Origin of the sequence: Luteolibacter pohnpeiensis (assembly GCF_016595435.1) — a bacterium.
GTDB lineage: Bacteria > Verrucomicrobiota > Verrucomicrobiia > Verrucomicrobiales > Akkermansiaceae > Luteolibacter > Luteolibacter pohnpeiensis.
In genome coordinates this window covers 72265-90042 of sequence record NZ_JAENIJ010000003.1, presented here as the reverse complement: position 1 = coordinate 90042, position 17778 = coordinate 72265, and the positions used below count along the sequence as shown (strand labels likewise).

The 17778-nt window shown below is 53.1% G+C and carries 16 protein-coding genes; 9 read left to right on the top strand and 7 right to left on the bottom strand.

Annotated elements, in window-relative coordinates; all coding sequences use genetic code 11:
- Positions 1 to 1872, bottom strand: coding sequence for an acyl-CoA thioesterase (locus tag JIN85_RS02640; RefSeq protein WP_200267368.1), 1872 nt, complete (start codon positions 1870 to 1872; stop codon positions 1 to 3).
- Positions 1873 to 1987: 115 nt separating this feature from the next.
- Here JIN85_RS02640 and JIN85_RS02635 point away from each other — a divergent pair, with 115 nt between their 5' ends.
- The 5 genes from JIN85_RS02635 (at position 1988) to JIN85_RS02615 (ending at position 7122) form a co-directional block, all read left to right on the top strand.
- Complete coding sequence (locus JIN85_RS02635; protein WP_200267366.1) at positions 1988 to 2686, top strand: glycoside hydrolase N-terminal domain-containing protein; 699 nt, start codon at positions 1988 to 1990, stop codon at positions 2684 to 2686.
- A 110-nt stretch (positions 2687 to 2796) separates the two neighbouring features.
- Positions 2797 to 4449: a peptidylprolyl isomerase gene (locus JIN85_RS02630; protein WP_200267364.1), complete on the top strand. Its 1653-nt coding sequence runs from the start codon at positions 2797 to 2799 to the stop codon at positions 4447 to 4449.
- Positions 4446 to 4781, top strand: a complete 336-nt coding sequence (locus JIN85_RS02625) for a tetratricopeptide repeat protein (protein WP_325108020.1) — start codon at positions 4446 to 4448, stop codon at positions 4779 to 4781. Before JIN85_RS02630 ends, JIN85_RS02625 begins: the two co-directional genes overlap by 4 nt.
- 156 nt (positions 4782 to 4937) lie before the next feature.
- On the top strand, positions 4938 to 6236 hold the full coding sequence (locus JIN85_RS02620; protein WP_200267362.1) for a hypothetical protein: 1299 nt from the start codon (positions 4938 to 4940) through the stop codon (positions 6234 to 6236).
- A 163-nt stretch (positions 6237 to 6399) separates the two neighbouring features.
- Positions 6400 to 7122: a hypothetical protein gene (locus tag JIN85_RS02615; protein WP_200267360.1), complete on the top strand. Its 723-nt coding sequence runs from the start codon at positions 6400 to 6402 to the stop codon at positions 7120 to 7122.
- A 180-nt stretch (positions 7123 to 7302) separates the two neighbouring features.
- On the opposite strand, the gene JIN85_RS02610 is transcribed toward JIN85_RS02615, so the two are convergent.
- Positions 7303 to 8103 carry a PEP-CTERM sorting domain-containing protein gene (locus JIN85_RS02610; protein ID WP_200267358.1) on the bottom strand — a complete coding sequence of 267 codons (801 nt, stop codon included), beginning with the start codon at positions 8101 to 8103 and terminating at the stop codon, positions 7303 to 7305.
- A gap of 29 nt (positions 8104 to 8132) precedes the next feature.
- Positions 8133 to 8978, bottom strand: a complete 846-nt coding sequence (locus JIN85_RS02605) for a PEP-CTERM sorting domain-containing protein (protein ID WP_200267355.1) — start codon at positions 8976 to 8978, stop codon at positions 8133 to 8135.
- Positions 8979 to 9206: 228 nt separating this feature from the next.
- On the opposite strand from JIN85_RS02605, the gene JIN85_RS02600 reads away from it, so the two are divergent.
- On the top strand, positions 9207 to 10445 hold the full coding sequence (locus tag JIN85_RS02600; protein WP_200267353.1) for a hypothetical protein: 1239 nt from the start codon (positions 9207 to 9209) through the stop codon (positions 10443 to 10445).
- Positions 10446 to 10534: 89 nt separating this feature from the next.
- Positions 10535 to 12124, top strand: coding sequence for a methionine--tRNA ligase (gene metG, locus JIN85_RS02595; RefSeq protein ID WP_200267351.1), 1590 nt, complete (start codon positions 10535 to 10537; stop codon positions 12122 to 12124).
- A 72-nt stretch (positions 12125 to 12196) separates the two neighbouring features.
- Here the strand turns inward: metG and JIN85_RS02590 are convergent, their stop codons facing one another.
- Positions 12197 to 13009, bottom strand: coding sequence for a hypothetical protein (locus tag JIN85_RS02590; protein ID WP_200267349.1), 813 nt, complete (start codon positions 13007 to 13009; stop codon positions 12197 to 12199).
- A gap of 511 nt (positions 13010 to 13520) precedes the next feature.
- Here JIN85_RS02590 and JIN85_RS02585 point away from each other — a divergent pair.
- Together JIN85_RS02585 and JIN85_RS02580 are read left to right on the top strand one after the other, a co-directional pair.
- Complete coding sequence (locus JIN85_RS02585) at positions 13521 to 14447, top strand: LysR family transcriptional regulator (protein WP_200267347.1); 927 nt, start codon at positions 13521 to 13523, stop codon at positions 14445 to 14447.
- Complete coding sequence (locus JIN85_RS02580) at positions 14447 to 15367, top strand: LysR family transcriptional regulator (RefSeq protein WP_200267345.1); 921 nt, start codon at positions 14447 to 14449, stop codon at positions 15365 to 15367. Before JIN85_RS02585 ends, JIN85_RS02580 begins: the two co-directional genes overlap by 1 nt.
- A 29-nt stretch (positions 15368 to 15396) precedes the next feature.
- Here the strand turns inward: JIN85_RS02580 and rsmH are convergent, their stop codons facing one another.
- The 3 genes from rsmH to JIN85_RS02565 are packed head-to-tail and all read right to left on the bottom strand — an operon-like array spanning position 15397 to position 17766.
- Entirely contained in the window at positions 15397 to 16428 is a 1032-nt protein-coding gene (gene rsmH / locus JIN85_RS02575; RefSeq protein WP_234047195.1) for a 16S rRNA (cytosine(1402)-N(4))-methyltransferase RsmH, read from the bottom strand.
- Entirely contained in the window at positions 16425 to 16775 is a 351-nt protein-coding gene (locus tag JIN85_RS02570; RefSeq protein ID WP_200267343.1) for a nucleotide pyrophosphohydrolase, read from the bottom strand. The genes rsmH and JIN85_RS02570 overlap by 4 nt, the downstream gene beginning before the upstream one ends.
- A 43-nt stretch (positions 16776 to 16818) precedes the next feature.
- Complete coding sequence (locus JIN85_RS02565) at positions 16819 to 17766, bottom strand: sugar phosphate isomerase/epimerase family protein (RefSeq protein ID WP_234047194.1); 948 nt, start codon at positions 17764 to 17766, stop codon at positions 16819 to 16821.
- Positions 17767 to 17778 lie beyond the last annotated feature (12 nt).

Genomic DNA, 17778 nt, shown 5'->3' with positions numbered 1-17778 from the left:
TCAAATGTAAGGCATGAAGGAGGTGTAAACTTCCGACGGAATGTCGAGCAGGCTGTAGTCCTTTGAAGAAACGAACAGCAGGCTCTGCTTGCCTTTGCCGAGCAGCTGGTTTTCCGAGCCGAAGATCTGATGCTCCAGCGTGCAGAACTTGCGGTTGGTTTCGGCGACGCGGATTTTGACGGTGATCGTATCGAACTCGCGCGATTCGCGGACGAATTTGTGCTCGAAGGAGCGGGTGAGGATGTAGAACTTCGTCGTTTTCAGATCGAAGTCCGGCATGACTTTGTTGAAGAACAACTCGCGGGTCTTGCCGACAAACATGGCATACATGCCGAAGTAGACGTTACCCACCGAGTTCGTATCCGAATAACTGGCAATCAGCGAGTAAACGAACCACTTGCCCTCGAAGTGCCCGCCGAGCGCATGCGCATCATCGGGGGGCGCAACCGGCGAACCCGGCACGGCAGCCGCAGGTTTGGTAATCGCACGCAGGGCTGGGATTTCAGTCGCGGCAGCTTCCATCACCTCGCCAGCACGCTCGGTCACGACCCGAAGCAGATCTGCGTTGAACACCAGCCAGATGACATAAATCAACGGAAGAACCGAACCGAGGATCATTAAGGCGGTGCCACTGGTATAGTAACCGAAGGCGAAAATCACCAATGAGATGCTGGCGAATGAAAACATCCGGATTTGCGGCAACGACTGCTGAGAATTGGGAATGAAGCAGCGGGCGATCGCCAGCGATGCATAGCCAACGAAAAACGAGGCGAAGAACACCATAAAGTATTCCAGCTCGAGCTTCGCCCAAAGCCCGATCAAAGTAATGACCGCAACCAGGAAGAACGTCGGGATTGGTGAATCGAGGATTTTCTTAGGCAGCATCGCAACCAGCATGTGCTGGCTCTTGCCCACCGTAATTCCCAGGAACCACTTCAACGCGACATAGCCGCTGTCCAAGGTCGTCAGAATACAGATTCCGAGGAACGAATAATATGCCAGTGGCAGTAAGCCGGCGGAGTTATCATTCAAGCGATCGATGTATTGGACCACCAACTCATGGGCATAGTGGAACTTATCGATGCCGAGCTGTCCGAAGCTGGTCGCATCGCCCTTGCTCAATACCCAGGTCGCAAGGCAACCGTGGAAAATCAGCAGCAGGAAGAAAATCGAGCCGCCGAAGAAATAGCTCAAGCGCACCGAGGTCTTTTCCCGGTGAATTTGGATCGCACGCTGCCAATGCTGTAAATCCAGCCAAGGGCCAACCAGCAGACCGACCAGCAATGGCACGGAATACCCCAGCAGGCTCGGTCCCTCCCAAGCCTTCGGAAGAACCGCATGCCAATCCAGGCCAACCGGGATGAACGGTTTCAAGGATAGCAGGATCATCGCAATGCAGATGACCAGCAGAACGCCGAATATCGCGTGGCCGACCTTGATCTTCTGGATACCGAATTCCTCACCGAACAAACAGCCAGCGGCTAGCACCACAAAAACCACCAGGCACATGTAGAGCGGAAACAATCCACCGGTCGCCAGTTGCAGGGGCCAGAACAGGTACCTCGCCAAGGCAAAAACCGTCAGGGACAGCGCTACTACCTGATAGAGATAGAAAATCAGCCGGAATGGTTTCGAAAATTTCTCAAAGAAGATCGCCAGCGATTCCTGCCCGCCGCTATGACGCTTCGCCACGATGTGGGTCAAAAACCCGAACAGCATCAAACCCAGCGCGTTCGGCACGGCAAACACCAGCAGCCCTTCCAAGCCGAACATGTAGGTCATCTGGACACTGAAAAACAGCCCCAGCCCCCACATCCACGAGAGTGCCACCGAGTTCCCCCAAAAAAGCGCGTTGATCCACCGAAAATTCATGAAGGATTCAAGAAACCCCCGATCGGCCACAGCCGCAAGCCGGATTGTTTTGAAGAACGATTCCGCTGACAAATCCCGGTCGCGCGCGCGGTATTTTCGGGGTATTTGCTTCACCATGCCGATGTTCCGAACCGCATTGCTCCTTTCCGCCGCCACCTTGGTGGCTTCCGCTGATGAACCGAAGACCCTCCAAGGCGTGCCCAAAGACTGGGACGGTGCGGTAAAAATCGGCCCCGCGCAAATTCTCGACACCCCGGAGCTGACCACCATCCGCATTTCTACAGAACCCGCTGATGGTAAAACCGATACCAAAACGGAACCGATCGAATTCAAAATCGAGTGGAAAAACGAAAAGCCGGATTTGGAATCGTTCCAACGGACCTTGAACACCAAGCAATCCATGACCACATCGGGCCACCGCTCCGGCATGACCTCCATCACCCGGGAACTGGTCTACAGTTCTGAATATAAAGCACTTCTCATTCACCTTCAGGCGGACCAACCGGGAGCGCTTACTTTCACCACCAGCTTTGTGACGGATGGGAAATTAACCGCCGTGGATCGTCTCGAGACCCAATGGCAGGGAAACAAGACCGATCAAAAAGCCCGCGTCTGGGTCATCCCCTTCGAGTCCGAGGTCTACAACAAAGGCGGCGTCCAAACGATTCCCGGCGAGGGAGAAGCCTTGATTATTCTCAATGCTGACGGGGAAAACACCTACAAAACTTTGGCCGATCGCTTTGATCCTGGTCACCCCCACCCCAATCCATGGCAGATCTGGCAGGAGTTCCTCAAAGCCCGCAAAACGGACTGACAATCGGCTTGCCCTGCCCGACTACGTTCAAAACACCGAATTCTTATTGATGCCGCCGCCGCGCCTCTCTTTACTCGCGCCGGTCCCCACCAAGGAAGCCAGCCAATTTCATGATTGAACATCTTCGCAAATACTCAGGCCTGATCATCGTGGTCTTCGCCATCCTCCTCGTTGCCTTTGTCCTCGGCGGTTATACCCGGAACCTAAAAGGAAGCTCCGCTGGCGGAATGAAAATCATCAAGGTTGATGGTATCAGCTACACCGATACCGAGGTCCACCGCCAGGGAAAAGCCGCCTTGGATTTGACCTACGCTTTGGCCAATGCTGGCGATTTCTCGCTCTATCAATTCATCATGCCGATGATGGGGCAAGAGGCTAACGGCAGCGATCCAGCGGAAAATTTCTTTGTCAGCCGAATGATTCTCAAGGATGCCCGGGAGAAATTCGGCATCTATCCGGGAGAAGATGAAATTTCCGATACCATCCGCGGCATGCGCGCTTTCGCCGGCCCGGACGGAAAGTTCAGCGAAGAGAATTACCGCAATTTCATTGAAAAAGGCATCGGCCACATGGGACTCGCTGAGCGCGACCTGCGCGAACTTGCTGCAGATATGTTGGTAAGCAAAAAGCTCAATGCCGTCCTCGGCTCAGGGTTGCTGGAAGATAAGAAGATCGCAGAACTCAATCTGGCTCTTCAAAACCAACAAATCACCGCAGAGCTGGCTCACCTCGACGTGACTCCGTTCCGTGAAAAAATCAGCCCGACCGATGACGAGCTGAAAACCTACTGGGAAACCATTCAAGAGAGTTTCACCACCCAACCCCGTCGCAAGTTCAGCTATTTCATCGCCAAGCCGGAAGCCCCGGCTGATGCCGGTGAAGAGCCGGCCGCCCCAGGCCCTGACGCTACAGATGAAGAAAAAGCCGCAGCCACCAAGGCCGCAGAAGAGCGCAAAGCCGCCGCTGCAGAAGACAAGCGCAAGAAACAACAAAAGCTCAACGCTGCCGTCGACGATTTCATCTACCAGCTGGGTGACCAAAAAGGCATCGGCTTTGAAGAACTTGCCAAGCAGAACGGTTGGGAGATCCAAACCACGGATTTTTTCACTCAAGCCGAGCCCCCTGCTGAGCTAGGGGTATCACTCCGCAGTTCCAGCCAGCCCGGAAAGGCATCTGACATTCTATTCCAAATCCAGCCGATTGATAGCGATCCCGCTTCGAAAATCTCCCCAGCGATTCCGATCGGCGATGACGCTTGGCTCGTTGCGCGACTTGATGGCGAAGAGAAATCCAGAGTCAAAACCTTCGACGAAGCCAAAGAGGACGCCCGCACTGGCTACATCAATGAAAACGCAGCCGATGCGATGAAGAAAGCAGCTGAAGAAGCCCTTGCCAAAATCAAGGACAGCCTGGCAGCCGGTAAAACTTTTGAAGAAGCCGCCACCGACGCAGGGCTGGGTCCTGTCAAGAAGGTCGCCAACATCACCTCTTCCTACCGCCCTGATCCATTGGATGAACCTCAGAATTTGTTCCAATCACTGCGGAATATCGATCCAGGCACGGTCGCGGATCTGAACATTCAAACCGACCACATTTTCATCCCATACGTGGCGAAACGCGAAGTGGTGAAAAAGGCTGATGCCGACACCAGCGTCCAGAACGCCGTCTCCTCCGCCACCAGCCAAAACGAGTTTGCGGCCTTCACCGCCTGGCTCAATGAGCGGACCGAAACAGCTCACGTGCAACTTCTCAATCGCCGGTGAGCGATCGCGACACGCTGTTTGATGATGCCAACGGCCATCTCGCACTCGGCGAGATGGAAGAGGCGGTCGCCCTCTACCGGCAATGTGTGGCGCTCGACCCGGATTTTTTCGATGGCTGGCACGCACTCGGCATGGCGCTTCTCAAAACCGGTTCCATCAAGGAAGCCATCGGCTGTGGCCTTCAAGCGGTGACGCTGCGGCCGAATGACCTGCTAGCCTGGACCGGACTTTCTCAAATGTATGTCCGCGATGGCAACATTCCTGAAGCAGAGGCTGCCAAAGGCAATGCCCGTATTCTTTCCTTGGGCGGCAAAGTGGTCCGCGATGCGTAAAGCTTGATACGCCTCCGAATGATTCAGCCAGACGGCCGAATATTTGCAAATCGCTGGAATCCAGCTTGCTCCTGAACAGCAAGCTAACTTTCCGCAATCAAGCGACAGCGCCTGATCACCAGTTTCAGTCAGGTTCATGGGAATCTCATTCCCCTTATGGACCCGAATACACTGAAATCACTGAAATTCGCTCTGGCCGCAGTCGCCATCACCTCCATCCCATGTGGATTTCTTGGGTATTCACTGGGAAAAGAATCCGGTGCTGCCGCCCTGTCCGATCAAATCGACTCGGGCCACAACCCCTCGGTCAGCTTTTCAGCTAGTGCCAGAAACGCGCGAGATACGAACCATTTCGATCGCGTGCGGTCACGCAATATCCAGCAAGCATCCCGCATCCATCAGCGATTCACTGCAGCGATGCGGGAGTTTGGCCATACCTCGCTCTCATCAGTCGATTTTACCGCCATGTTCGACCTTTGGGAAACGGCAAGAAAGTCAAACAACCAAGAGCTTGAGAGCCTCTTGCGAAGCCTGGAAAAGGAAAACGAAAGCCAGGGTTCGCTGATGACCACGGCCATGCTGGCAAATCAATTCGGCAGCAAGAACGGTGCAGCTGCGGCTGACTATTTCCTTTCACTCGAAAAACCGCAGGAACGCGTCACCGGCTTCGCCAGCGCGATGGTTGGCTGGATGCGCGATGATCCTGAATCCGCCTACCGCTGGCTGCAACAGCATGAGGGTAATCTCGGCCCCGAACTGAACACCCGTGACCTGAAGGCGATGTATTTTTCACTCAAAGCTAAGGCCGATTACGCAGGAACCGTGCAGCAGGCCTTCAGCTTGACGGGCTCAGATCAAACTGCGGTGCTCAAACTACTGGCGGAACAATCAGCACCCGACGCTCAACAACGCACCAAGTTGCTCGATTCACTCTATCAGCAGGGTGATGAAAAGCTGACTCGTCGCGTGGAAAGCCAGATCATCGACGAACTCACCCGCCAAAACCCGAGTGAGGCAATGTCAGTCCTGGCCGGACTCCAGATCAGCGAGGAACACCGCGAGGAACTAGAGAAGAAATCATTGAACCTCTGGTCAAACGCAGCCCCCAAAGGGGCGATCCTTTGGCAGCAGCAAAACCTCGTTGGCCAGAAAAATGCCGGAGATCAGATCGCCGATACATTTCGCAACTGGGTCGCAAAAGACGAAGCTGCCGCGACCGAATGGCTCCGCAGCCAGGGCAATGAATTCAAAACCGACCTCATTTTCAAGAAAGCCGGTGAGATGTTGCAGGATCAAAACCCGGAGCAGGCCGCCAAATGGCAGTCGCAAGTCCTGGATGACGCATCGCGACAGCAAAGTTATCGAAAACTCTATCATCGCTGGAGACTCCAGGACCCAGAAGCAGCGGAAGCCTGGAAAAACTCCCTACCGACAGCCGATCGCATGGCACTTTGAACATCCAACAAAGATATAGAATCAGCAAACACATCTTCCATCAACGCAATTGAATGCTGGTTTTTGATAATACAAAACAAGCAAACTAATTCATATTAATACAATTTCATCCCATCAACTCCAACCAAACATTCCAGGAGTTGATATTAACATTACTCAAACCATGAAATTGACTAAATATGCATTAGCACTGGGAATCATCTCAGGATCAGCAATCACAACAGCTACAGCCGGCACTTATGTCAGCGAAGGTGTATACGGCAACCCGTTCGAAACCATCACCGGCACCGCCGCTACTAGTATCTGGAGTGATGTCTCGGAAAACGTACACAGTTCCGGATTCTCGAGTTGGCCGGGCAGCAGCGCATGGACGGCAACCATGTCTCCGAATAGCACGTCTGGAACAACCACCGACATTGAGGTCGAACGCGTTTCCGGCTCAGGAAGCGGCCTTCTTGACGGCGGCCCCTACCCGTCAGATGACACGGTCTACTTCGGCGGCCTGCGCATCAGTGACAGCACAGGTGGTGTGTTGAAAGCAGTTGAAGTGGACCCAGTCGATGACTTGTCCGAAGTGGTCTTCCAGTTACAGCTCGGGGAAGCAAACGGCTCCGACCTCACCACAACGGCTCCGCCCGTCCTGCGTTACACCACTTCCTCAGGAACCTATGCCATTACCGCCACCATCGGTTCACCCGCCTCCAGTTTCGAAAACGGGACATATAGCAATGGCGAATATGATGTGGATGAGACGGTCATCCTGAACGAATACAAGTTCGTCTTTAATCTGAGCGCGGTAAGCGAAACCATTCTCAGCTTTGAAGTCGAATGGAGCCAGTACATGCACTCCCAGCTTTACGGTCTCCAGATTGATCAAAAGGATTAACCGGACTGGAATTGCATAGAACCGGAATTGCAGGACTGCCACGCAGATGCGTGGCAGTCTTTTTATTCGGTATACTCAACTCTCCAAGCATCTCCATCAACACCCACATGGCATACAAAAAGGGTTCCCGGGCAGAACCCGGAAACCCTTGTCATGGCGGCACCAGCTAGCTTTAGAAAATCAAACTCTGCGTCTAGCCAGCAAACCAAACATCCCAATCGCTCCCAACAAGATGAAGGAAGGCTCAGGGATGGATGCGGGCAGGATGCTTTCCGTGTAAACTACGGCTCCTTCATCAAGCTGCATGCCATAGATTTGAGCATGCTGCACGGCATTTACAGATACCCAGATTTCGGAGATCTCCTCCTCCACCCCACTGAGATCCCACTGGAATGCATAAGTTCTGACACCGATGTCATAGCCAGTATAGCCTGGGGATTCAATCATTCCATAATAGGATTCATAGGTGGCGGAGATCGTAGCAATTGCGCCAGATACAGTCATGTAGCTGAGGGTAGGCATTTGTTCCTGATAGAATGACCAGACCAAAGCATCCCCAATCTGGATCTGAAATACCACGGTGGCTACATCTTCAATCGGAGTCGCATCATACGCCCGGATGATCCCGCCGTCGATATCCCCCAGTGATTGACCGCCAAAATAAAGTGACCCGCTCGAGGGATACGCTCCTCCGCCCGCACCGTTGGACACCTTCTCCACTACTGCCGTGGAATTGCCACTGTTCGGACTTATCGCAGACGGCCAATCACCCGATCCTGGAAATTTCGGATATCCCGGGAGATCATCACTACTGAGTCCATCCCAAAGAGCTGTAGAACTGGAAATTCCGAGATCCACTTCCACAAAAGGATATCCGGTAATGGCATAATCCGCCTCATCATATCCTACCACCGTCGTGACCGCATGGGCGCTGCATGTCAAAGCAGCAGTGAAGATTCCCGCTACTGAAAATCGCATCATGCTTTTCATAAAAAAAATGCAATTAGATCTCAGGCCCGGCGACGGAAACCAACACTGGCAAGACCACCTAGCGCGATGAGAAGGATCGAGGATGGTTCCGGGACCTGGGTGACTGTTAGAGTCGGCGCCGTGTAGCCGTAGGTTTCACTATCCGTGGTGGAAATCTCGATGGTATTCGATTCGGTTCCACTCACGATGAGTCCAATTCCCAAATTTTCGGTTTCACCACGGATCCAGGCATTTACCAGATCGGTGATATCGATGGTAGCATAACTGAGAGCCAGCGTCCCATCGAAGGTCAAGGTTCCGACCGGACTAACGGCGATCGTTTCACTGCCGAAATTGCTATCATACCAGTCGGTGGCAGCATCCGGATCACCTTCAATCGATTGATAATTCGGTGGAGCACCACCTTCGTAGGCCAGATCACCTGGACCACCGCTCACGTAGTCCATGAAGTCACCGTCGACAGTTCCATCAAGATCCGCGAATGTCGAAGTCAAAGCGTAAACGTCCAAAGCGGCAGCGGTTTCCTGATTGTCAGCATCGCTCTCAAGCTGAATGGTCAGCACAGCCGATTCCACTTCTTCCGTGATCCCGGTTAGATCGAAGTTGAGATAAGCGAAATTGAACTCATAGAGATAGTCGTTATAAAGCTCACCAACACCACCTTCTCCGCCATCGACCAGATAGGCTGCACCAAAGCTTGGTATCGATTGAACATAGTAATTCCCATACCCAATGGAAGAAGCTGTCAGCACCGTCGAAGCATTTGCAATGCCATTGAACGCACCAAGAAGAACCAGTGGTGTCAGCATTTTTTTCATCATCCCCGGTTGAGAAACTGGAGTCAAAAATCGAGATATGTATTTCATCAGGTCAATTATGAAGTGTGGTTGTAGTAACTTCTTTCCACTCGAAGACTCGATGGCTTCTCTTCGATTGACTAACGTTGCATTGTCAAAAGCCGTTATCTCATTGCACTGATTGAAAGAATTCAACATCTCATGCATCTTCGATTCCCCCAAAAAGACCATCGCCGAGAATTTCGACGAATTGCCTCGTCACTACGCGCCCTCTTTCACTAGTTATGGAACATGCGAATGTTGATTTTCACCGTTTTGATGTTGGCCACTGCTTTTGCCGAACCCAAAACCGCCGCCGAATGGGCAACACAGCTGGATGAAACACTGAAGAATCAGCCTGGATATCTCGCTCACTATCACTCGACTATGCCGAAAGTTGAATTGAAAGGCATTATTGGACTGGATCGGGAATCTGGAGTCGGATTTGCCCGGTTCGATATCGAAAAAGACGGAAATGCCATCACCGGCAAATCCTGGTCGGTCGAAAACGGTGACTATTTTGTAGACGCCATGGGGACTCGTGGGTTTCTTCCCGGCCAAATTCCGGAAATAGATTCGCTTCGAAAGCTCTTCCCAGGCAGTAAGCTAGACCGGAGCTTGTCGGCTCCCTCTTTGCTTCTAGAGGGTGATGGTGTCGTTCTGAACTACATGGTCAGCCTTTCGGAATTGGCTCCTGAAACGGCGTGGCTTAAACCCGCAAGTGAAGGCACACTCGGCGGTATCACGGCTCAATCCGTCACATTCCAAACCAAGGAATTTGGAACCTTGGTGATTGATCGAAAAACCGGCCTGATTCGTGAGCAAACGATCACGGATTCCAAAGGTATCAAGCGCGTTCTGCAACTCGACGATTTCAAAATCAATCCAGGCAAAGAAGCACTCGTGGATATTTCCAGTGATTGGCGGGTTGCAGGCGCCAAGTCCATGCTGGACCCCAACATCTTAATCGGATCTAGGCATGAGATTTTTCAGCAACTTATCGAAGTAGTTGGAGAGGGCAAAATGCCGATGTCGGATTTGGATGAGTTTCTAGCTCAACCGGCATTGATGGATCTGTGTCGGGAAATTTGGAAGCAACATCCAGACTCGATCCCGCCAGACCATATCTTGAAAGAAGTGCTGCGTGCCATCAAAGATGAAGCTCAAAAGAAGTGGAATACCAATGCACCAACTGGTGAAAAATCAGATCTGGCGTTTTTGAAATTCTTCAACACTCAGGGATTCCGAGATCAGATCGCCACCAGACTGACAGAGAATTATACATCCAGACCCGAAAAGGTAGAGGTGGCAATGGGGCTGCTATTTGGTCAGAACCCACCATTCGAGGCCACCAGCGAGCTCGCTCAAGAAGCGAGCAAAAAAGTCCAGGATGCCACCGTGATGGCCTATTACCGAGCTCCACTCTACTCAACCATGACGGATCTCTGGGGTGAACCGGAGCCAGACCCGGTCGCCAACCAAAAGGACAAAGAGTGATTCCGGATTCGCGGATCTTGCACGGCGGGGTGAGTTGATGTTGGCTGTCCGCGGGCGCGAGCCTGGACCTTTTTCATCCCCACCCTTCCATGTTTTACATCACTACCGCGATCGACTACACCAACGGCTCACCGCACATTGGCCACGCCTATGAAAAGGTGCTGACCGATGTGATCGCCCGCTATCAGCGCCTCCGCGGCGATGAGGTGTTTTTCCTCACCGGAGTCGACCAGCACGGGCAAAAAGTCCAGCAAACGGCCGAAAAAGAAGGGGTGAATCCAGCGACCTTCGTCAAACGCACCACCAAGAAATTCCTGAATCTGTGGGAAAAACTTGATGTCAAATACGACGGATGGGCGGAAACGATCGATGATCGCCACAAAGCCTGCGTGCGCGGGATTCTGACCACGCTCAAAGATCAGGGGCAGCTGTATAAAAAGAGCCACACCGGGTTTTACTCGGTGCGGCAGGAGCAATTCCTGCAGGACAAGGATCGCGATGAATCCGGCAATTTCGGCCCGGAATGGGGCGAAGTGGTCGAGCTGGAAGAGGAAAACTGGTATTTCAAGCTCAGCGAACACACGGATTGGCTGAAAAATTTCCTCACCAACACCCCGGACGTGATTATTCCCGCGTTCCGCAAAGCCGAGCTTTTGAACGCTCTGGAGCGCAATTCCGGCCTGGATCTGACGATTTCCCGCCCGAAAGAACGCCTTCGCTGGGGCATCGAGTTCCCATTCGATGAGAACTTTGTCACCTACGTCTGGTTCGATGCGTTGATCAACTACATCTCCTTTGCCGGATACCAGGCGGCTGCTGATGCGAAACTTCCTGATTTCTCCAAACTCTGGCCTGCAAACGGTCGCCCGGTCCACGTGATCGGAAAGGACATCCTGATCCCCGCGCACGGGATTTACTGGCTCTGCATGCTGCATGCGATGGGCTTCAGCGATGAGCAGATGCCACGTCTGCTGGTCCACGGCTTCTGGAACGGCCTTGGCGGCGACAAGATGTCGAAATCACTCGGCAACATCGTCGATCCCATCGAACTCGCGGACAAATTCGGCGTCGAAGCCGTTCGCTACTACCTGGTGCGCGACATCGTGACAGGTCGGGATTCGAACTTCGATCTCGATCGCCTGATCATGCTCTTCAACACCGAGCTTGCCAATGAATTGGGCAACCTGTGCAACCGCGCGCTCAACATGAGCCAACGTTTCACCGGTGGAACCCTCAGCGCTGGCGGAGATTTGACCGACGATGATCTGGCACTTCAGAAATCCCTCAGGGATTCCATTGCCTCCTATCAATCCGCGATGGATGAGTTCGACATTTCCAAAGGCTTGGAAGCGCTCAATCGCCACGTCGTGCATTGCAACCAGTATGCTGAGCGGATGAAGCCTTGGGAGCTCAAGAAAGATCCCGCTCAGACAGAGCGCCTCGCCACCGTTTTGTATCACCTGGCGGAAAGCGTGGCCCACGCATCCGTGCTGCTGTCTCCGGTTCTGCCTGAGGCTGCCGCAAAACTGGCGGATCAATTGAATCTGCCCTCGCTCAAGGAGCTTTCCCTCGGCGATTTGAAATGGGGACTGCTTCCGGAAGGCCACCAAATCGGCAAACCCAAGCCGGTTTTCCCCAGAATCGTGGTAGATACCCCTGATAGTGAAGCCTCTGCTTGATGGTAAAAACCGCCTGCGGAATCAATTCCACAGGCGGCTACAAAACCAATCAATCAAGTCCGTGAGGGTGATTTAACAACGGGAACGACTGCGCTTGAGCAGGAGCAATGCACCTACCGCTGCCAGTGAAATCGTTCCCGGCTCTGGAACCGCGACCACTTCAAAGCCGCTGAAGGTCAGCACATCTTGATTCCCAGAAGCAGTGCCGAGCAGTCCTAAGCTGACCAGTGAGGTCGCATCGAAACTGAAGGTGAGGGAATCCAGCGCCTGCGAAGAGGTAAATTGGAAGGTGTAGTCCGAATCGGATGCCGATGTGCCGATCGACAGTAGTCCAAGCAGATCGAGTAGCTCCGCAGAACTGCCGCCACCACCGGAAATTTCCGGATTGGTGATGCCAAAAGTGAGGGTATCCAGCAGGCCGACAGGGAGTCCGTCGCCAGAGGCAACGTTAAAGTGGACTTCGTATAGCTGATCAGGGACGATCGCCAAATTCGAAACGACTGCTTGAGAACTCCAGGTCGACAACACACTCGCTCCAACCACGCTGGTCAAAAGTGGGCCAAGCGCGGATGCCAATCCACTGGTGGTCAGTTCACGACCGAATACCAGTTGATCACCTGTTGTCTCGGTATAAGCCGCAAGTTCAACACCGGCTAATCCAGTGTCAACTTCGGCAAAACCGCCTGCGCCATGAGTCCAGGAGACATCCCCTGAAGATTGGCTTTGGGTATAAACCGCATTGTTTACTGTTAATGCGATCACGCCGGATGAGCCCGGACGCCTTGCTCGAAAATCCGGATTATAAAAATCCGGTGCCTCAATCAATGTCTGCCCTAGCGAAACTGCTGGCAAAGCAAAGACCGCTAGAATCAACTTCTTTCTCATAAAGCGAAATAACTAAGTTTGGGTGTAAGGGTGGTTTTGAGAAGGGGGAGGCCTATGAAAGCGTTTGCGATAAATAGCTAGACTGTCTGCCGGATGGGACTTCCGGGTTTACTAAAGGTTAAACATTCCAAAACGTTTGAACACAGAAGTGACAGTCGTTCACTATTCACAGTGCAAGATCCTGAAGGAAAACCTTAGGATAATCCATCACGTGCTGGGACAATCGATTGATAATCTCAAAAGTTGCTTGAACTACGCACAATCCTTTGATAATAAGGTCAAAGTTCGAATCAGCCTTCCCCAACACTCGACATTTTGCCTGTTCCCCCCGGGTGAAATCCACTCAACTCATCGCTCCTATGTGACTATCAAGTGATAACCTCATCACCACCCCGATTATCCCCTATCCAAAACCTTACATTCATCTGAAATATCTTGATGATGTCATAACGTTAATCCATACGTAATTCCACCCACCCCCCGGACTCCTTAAGGACTTTCCTTAATAGTCATGAATCAAGACCCGAAGAACCCAAGCTCTATAAAACCGAGCTTTCATGAACTCGAAATGATGGAAGCTGCCGATTTCCGTCATCTCAACGCATTCCAGTGCGTTTATGAGGAGAAAAGCTATACCAATGCAGGGCATGCCCTTCACACAATCCGGAAGGCAATCCGCCGGATGATCGACCATCTGGAAGAAGCATTTGAATGCCAATTGTTCAAAGATGAAGAACTTGGTAAGTTATCACCTAGTCCATTTGCCGAACGATTGTTTAATGATCTGCGCTTTTTAACCGCGACCCAGCGCTGCTTTAGTGAACATATTCGCAATGTTCGCCAAAACGGTCGTGTCCTCCAGGTTGGAAGCTCATCAGCGGTTTTCCGCACCCGGGCATTCCGATACCTGTTCCGCAAGTTGCAGCTGATGCGACAGATCAAAATATCCTACACCTCGGTCGAACCGGATGATGCAGGTCGATTTCTGGTTTCCGGGTATTGTGACCTCTACATTGGGTGCTGGAGCGGGAATACCAAACGCTACATTTCGGAAGAGGTCGCTGAAACGACCTTCGCCCTGTATGTGCCAACAGATCGCGCAGCGGACTATTCAGACGGCCATTTACCGGAAAACGGCTACATCGTTTCCCTGGATGGCGTTGAGATTGATCCGGCCAAATTGCCGCGCCTTTGCAAAGGTTGGGAAAGTCTACCAGAAGAAAAATGGCTCCTGTGGCTCGATCGCCCGGACCAATGTCCGGATGATGTGGTGATTTTCGCCCCAGAGGCCTCAATCAACCTTTCCCATTGGGCTGCCGTCGGTCCAGTTGGATTTTCCAACATCCGACAAACCCTGCGCGCCACCTTTCTACGCCAACATCCCTATGAGTTCCTACCAGCCCTGACACAAAAGATCCGGCTGAACTTGAACAATTGATGAACCTTCCCGAAATCCGAGAGCTACAGGTGTTTTTGGCACTTGCTAGAACCGGCAGCTTTTCATCCGCAGCAAAACAATTGGGAGTCACCCAACCTGCGATCAGTGCTCAAATTGCCAAGCTGGAACAAGAAATCGGCTTCTCGCTGTTCTATCGTTCACCGGAGGGCACCATGATCACAGATCAAGGCAAAGCCTTGATTCCGCTGGTTGAGGAGATCGAAAGAGAGCATTCCAATCTCCTGCGGCGCGCCTCTTATTGGAAACGGTCCCGCACGAAAAGTGTCAAAATCTGGCTGGATGGCAGCCGGATTGCCCAACACGCCCGATCCTGCTCCACCGGCGTCGAGTCATGGCACGATCTTCTCCCCGGCGAGAACTGGATCGACGCTCTGAAAAACTTCGAAGTCGACATCGTGGTCTGCGGCTCATTCCTCAAATCCGCAGACGTAAGCGGAATCGGCAAATCCATCGTTTACAGTCAATCCGGCGCCACGGTCACCTGGAATCCTGCCTTCTATGGGCTGAAAAATGATCGTTTCAGCTTCCCGGATGCACTCGATTTCCCGACGATTCTCCCTTCTCAAACTCTTGCTTACGGCTTTCGCGAATTCATCTCGGATTGGTGCCAGACAGCTTATCGGCTCAACATCGAAGATGTCATCGAATGCGAATCCGAATCGGATGCCATCGACATCTGCAAGCTAGGCCTGGGGGTCATGATGTTCCCCGGTGATACCGACACCGATTTCTACAAAGGCCAAACGCCGCTCAATTCCGCCAAAACCTTCGAATTTGTCCTCCCTTCCGCCTTTGTTTTTGCAATCCGCCATCGCGCAGAGGAGCAAAATCCACTGGTGATGAAAACCGTCGCGGCTTTGCACGAAGCCTTGCTGCCACTGGCTCCCAGCTCATCCTGAGATTTCGCTGATGCGGTTGAAGCGGGTCTCTAATCCGCCAGCACCGCCCATCGCAACTTGGCAGGCTTGCTTCGAGGGTTTGCCCGGCGCTCATCCGCCGATGCAACCCCCACCTGATCGCTGAGCTCTGAGAAAACCCCTGCTCGAAATAGGGCCTGGAAGGCCTTTTTCACGCGTCGGTCCTCACCCGAGTGGAACGTTAAAATCGCCACTCGCCCGCCTGGCTTCAGGCAACTCGGGAGCAACTGCAGAAAACGATCCAACGCCGCGAACTCATCGTTCACCTCAATTCGAATTGCCTGGAAAACACGGCGGATGGTGAGATCAACCAGCTCCTCATCCAGTCCAGCCAGGATTTCACGGAGTTTCGCAACCAAGGCGGGCGAATCCGCAAAGTGAATGCCAGCCAGGTTCTGCGCGATGAGGTCTGCCCGTGGCTCGTCGGAATTCTCCGCCAGCGCCGTCGCCAGTTTTTCGGCACTCACCCGCTGCAACCATTCCCCGGCCGACAATCCACGCCCGGGATTCATCCGCATGTCCAATGGACCAGGGAGCTTGAAGCTAAATCCGCGCGATGGATCATCGTATTGCATTGAGGAGCATCCCAGATCCGCGAAGATGAAATCCACTCCGGAAATTTGCCGCGCGCCTAACACTTTCCCGATGCCTGCATAATTGGAACGTACCGCCTCGAAAACCTCAGCGGTAAAACCCTCATCCCGCATCCGCGATTCCGTCTTCGGCTGCTCGATCGGATCCACATCCAAACCAAGAAGCATCCCTCCGGGAGCGATCTTCTGCAGAATTTCGCGAGCGTGGCCACCGTTCCCAAGCGTCGCGTCCATGCCGATCATCCCCGGCTGCAACCGCAATGCCTCCAGACATTCCGCGACCATGATCGGCACGTGCGAGCCAGCCGGGGTTTTACCGGATGCCAGCACTTTGGCCACGGTCTCCTGATAGCGCAGCGGGTCGTGCTCCTTGTATTTATCCTCGAATCGACGAGGATTTTTTCCGGAGTAACGTTTGCGCCGCTTCGGTCGTGGTTCGCTTTCGCTCAAAATTCAGAATACTTCAAGTTGTTCCCACGCGCTTTCTCGACCGGGTAGCGGATCTCGTTATTCGCGATCTTCGCCTGCATCACCTCGCCAAGGTTCAAGCCGAGGTTGTCCGCCAATTCGAATAAAAGAATCCCGACGTCCGCAATCTCCGATGCGATCTCATCCCGCCGAGCTTCGACACGCTTTTCAATCTGCCCCGGCTGTTGCCAGACGAAATGCTGCATCAACTCTCCAGCCTCTGCTGCGATTGCCACCGAAAGATCCTTCGCGTCGTGAAATTGCCGCCAATCGCGGGCATCCACAAACGCTTGGATCTTGGTGGTGATTTCTGAAATCGAATCGCTCATGGCTGATCCTTACCGAATCCTCGGCGGAATGCCACGCGATTCATCAGGCAGCGGCAAAGCTCTTGCGTAACATCGCCAGGCTCTTCGGAACTGCTGTTAGAGGGTCTTCCTTGCCTTCAAACTCAAGCGAAATATAGCCCGTGTAGCCGGCATTTTTCATGATCCCGGCAATCCGATCGTAATCGAGATCCAGCGTGTACCACACCCCGCCGCCGTAGTAGGTCTTGGTCTGAAACAGAACAGCGTCCGGAGCCAGCGCCGCGAGCCGGTCATAGGGATCTTCGAGGAAGTTTCCGGTGTCCAAAGTAACTTTCAGCCAAGGAGAATCCACGGCGTCCACCACCCGTTTCACGCCTTCCACCGTGCGACCCAGTCCCCAGTGGTTTTCCAATCCCATGACCACGCCGCGCTTTTCGGCTTCCTTGGCCAAACCTTGATAAGCCTCGATCACCCACTCATAGGCGTCTTCTTCATCATAGCCTTCCAGCGGAGTTTCCTCGCCGCGGTGCGCCATCAGATCATCGAAGTCCTTCGAAGTTCCCCACGTGCCGGAGTTGACCCGCATGGTCGGAATTCCCAGTTGATAGGCCTGCTCCAGGCAATCGATGGTGTGCTGAACATTGGCCGCACGCTTTTCCTTGTCCGGCGATAAGAAACCCTGGTGGGTGGAATAGCCCATCAGGTCCAAGCCTAACAAAAACGCCTGGCGCTTGAGTTTCATCAGCTCGCCGCGCTCGGTCGATGCGAGTTGCTTCTGCAAAATCTCGACGCCATCAAATCCCATCCGCGCCGCATGGTCGATGCAGATTGGTAAGGGGCGAAGATCGTCGCGTTCAAATCCCCAGAACGAGTAGGAAGATACGCCGATGCGGTTTGCCACACCCGATTTCTTCGCTGGAGCGTCTTCTTTTTTGGGGGCGGGTTCTTGAGCATTCACCAAACCAGCGGCTCCCAACACAGCTGCACCGGATAAAAACTGTCGTCTTTGCATAACCCAAAACAA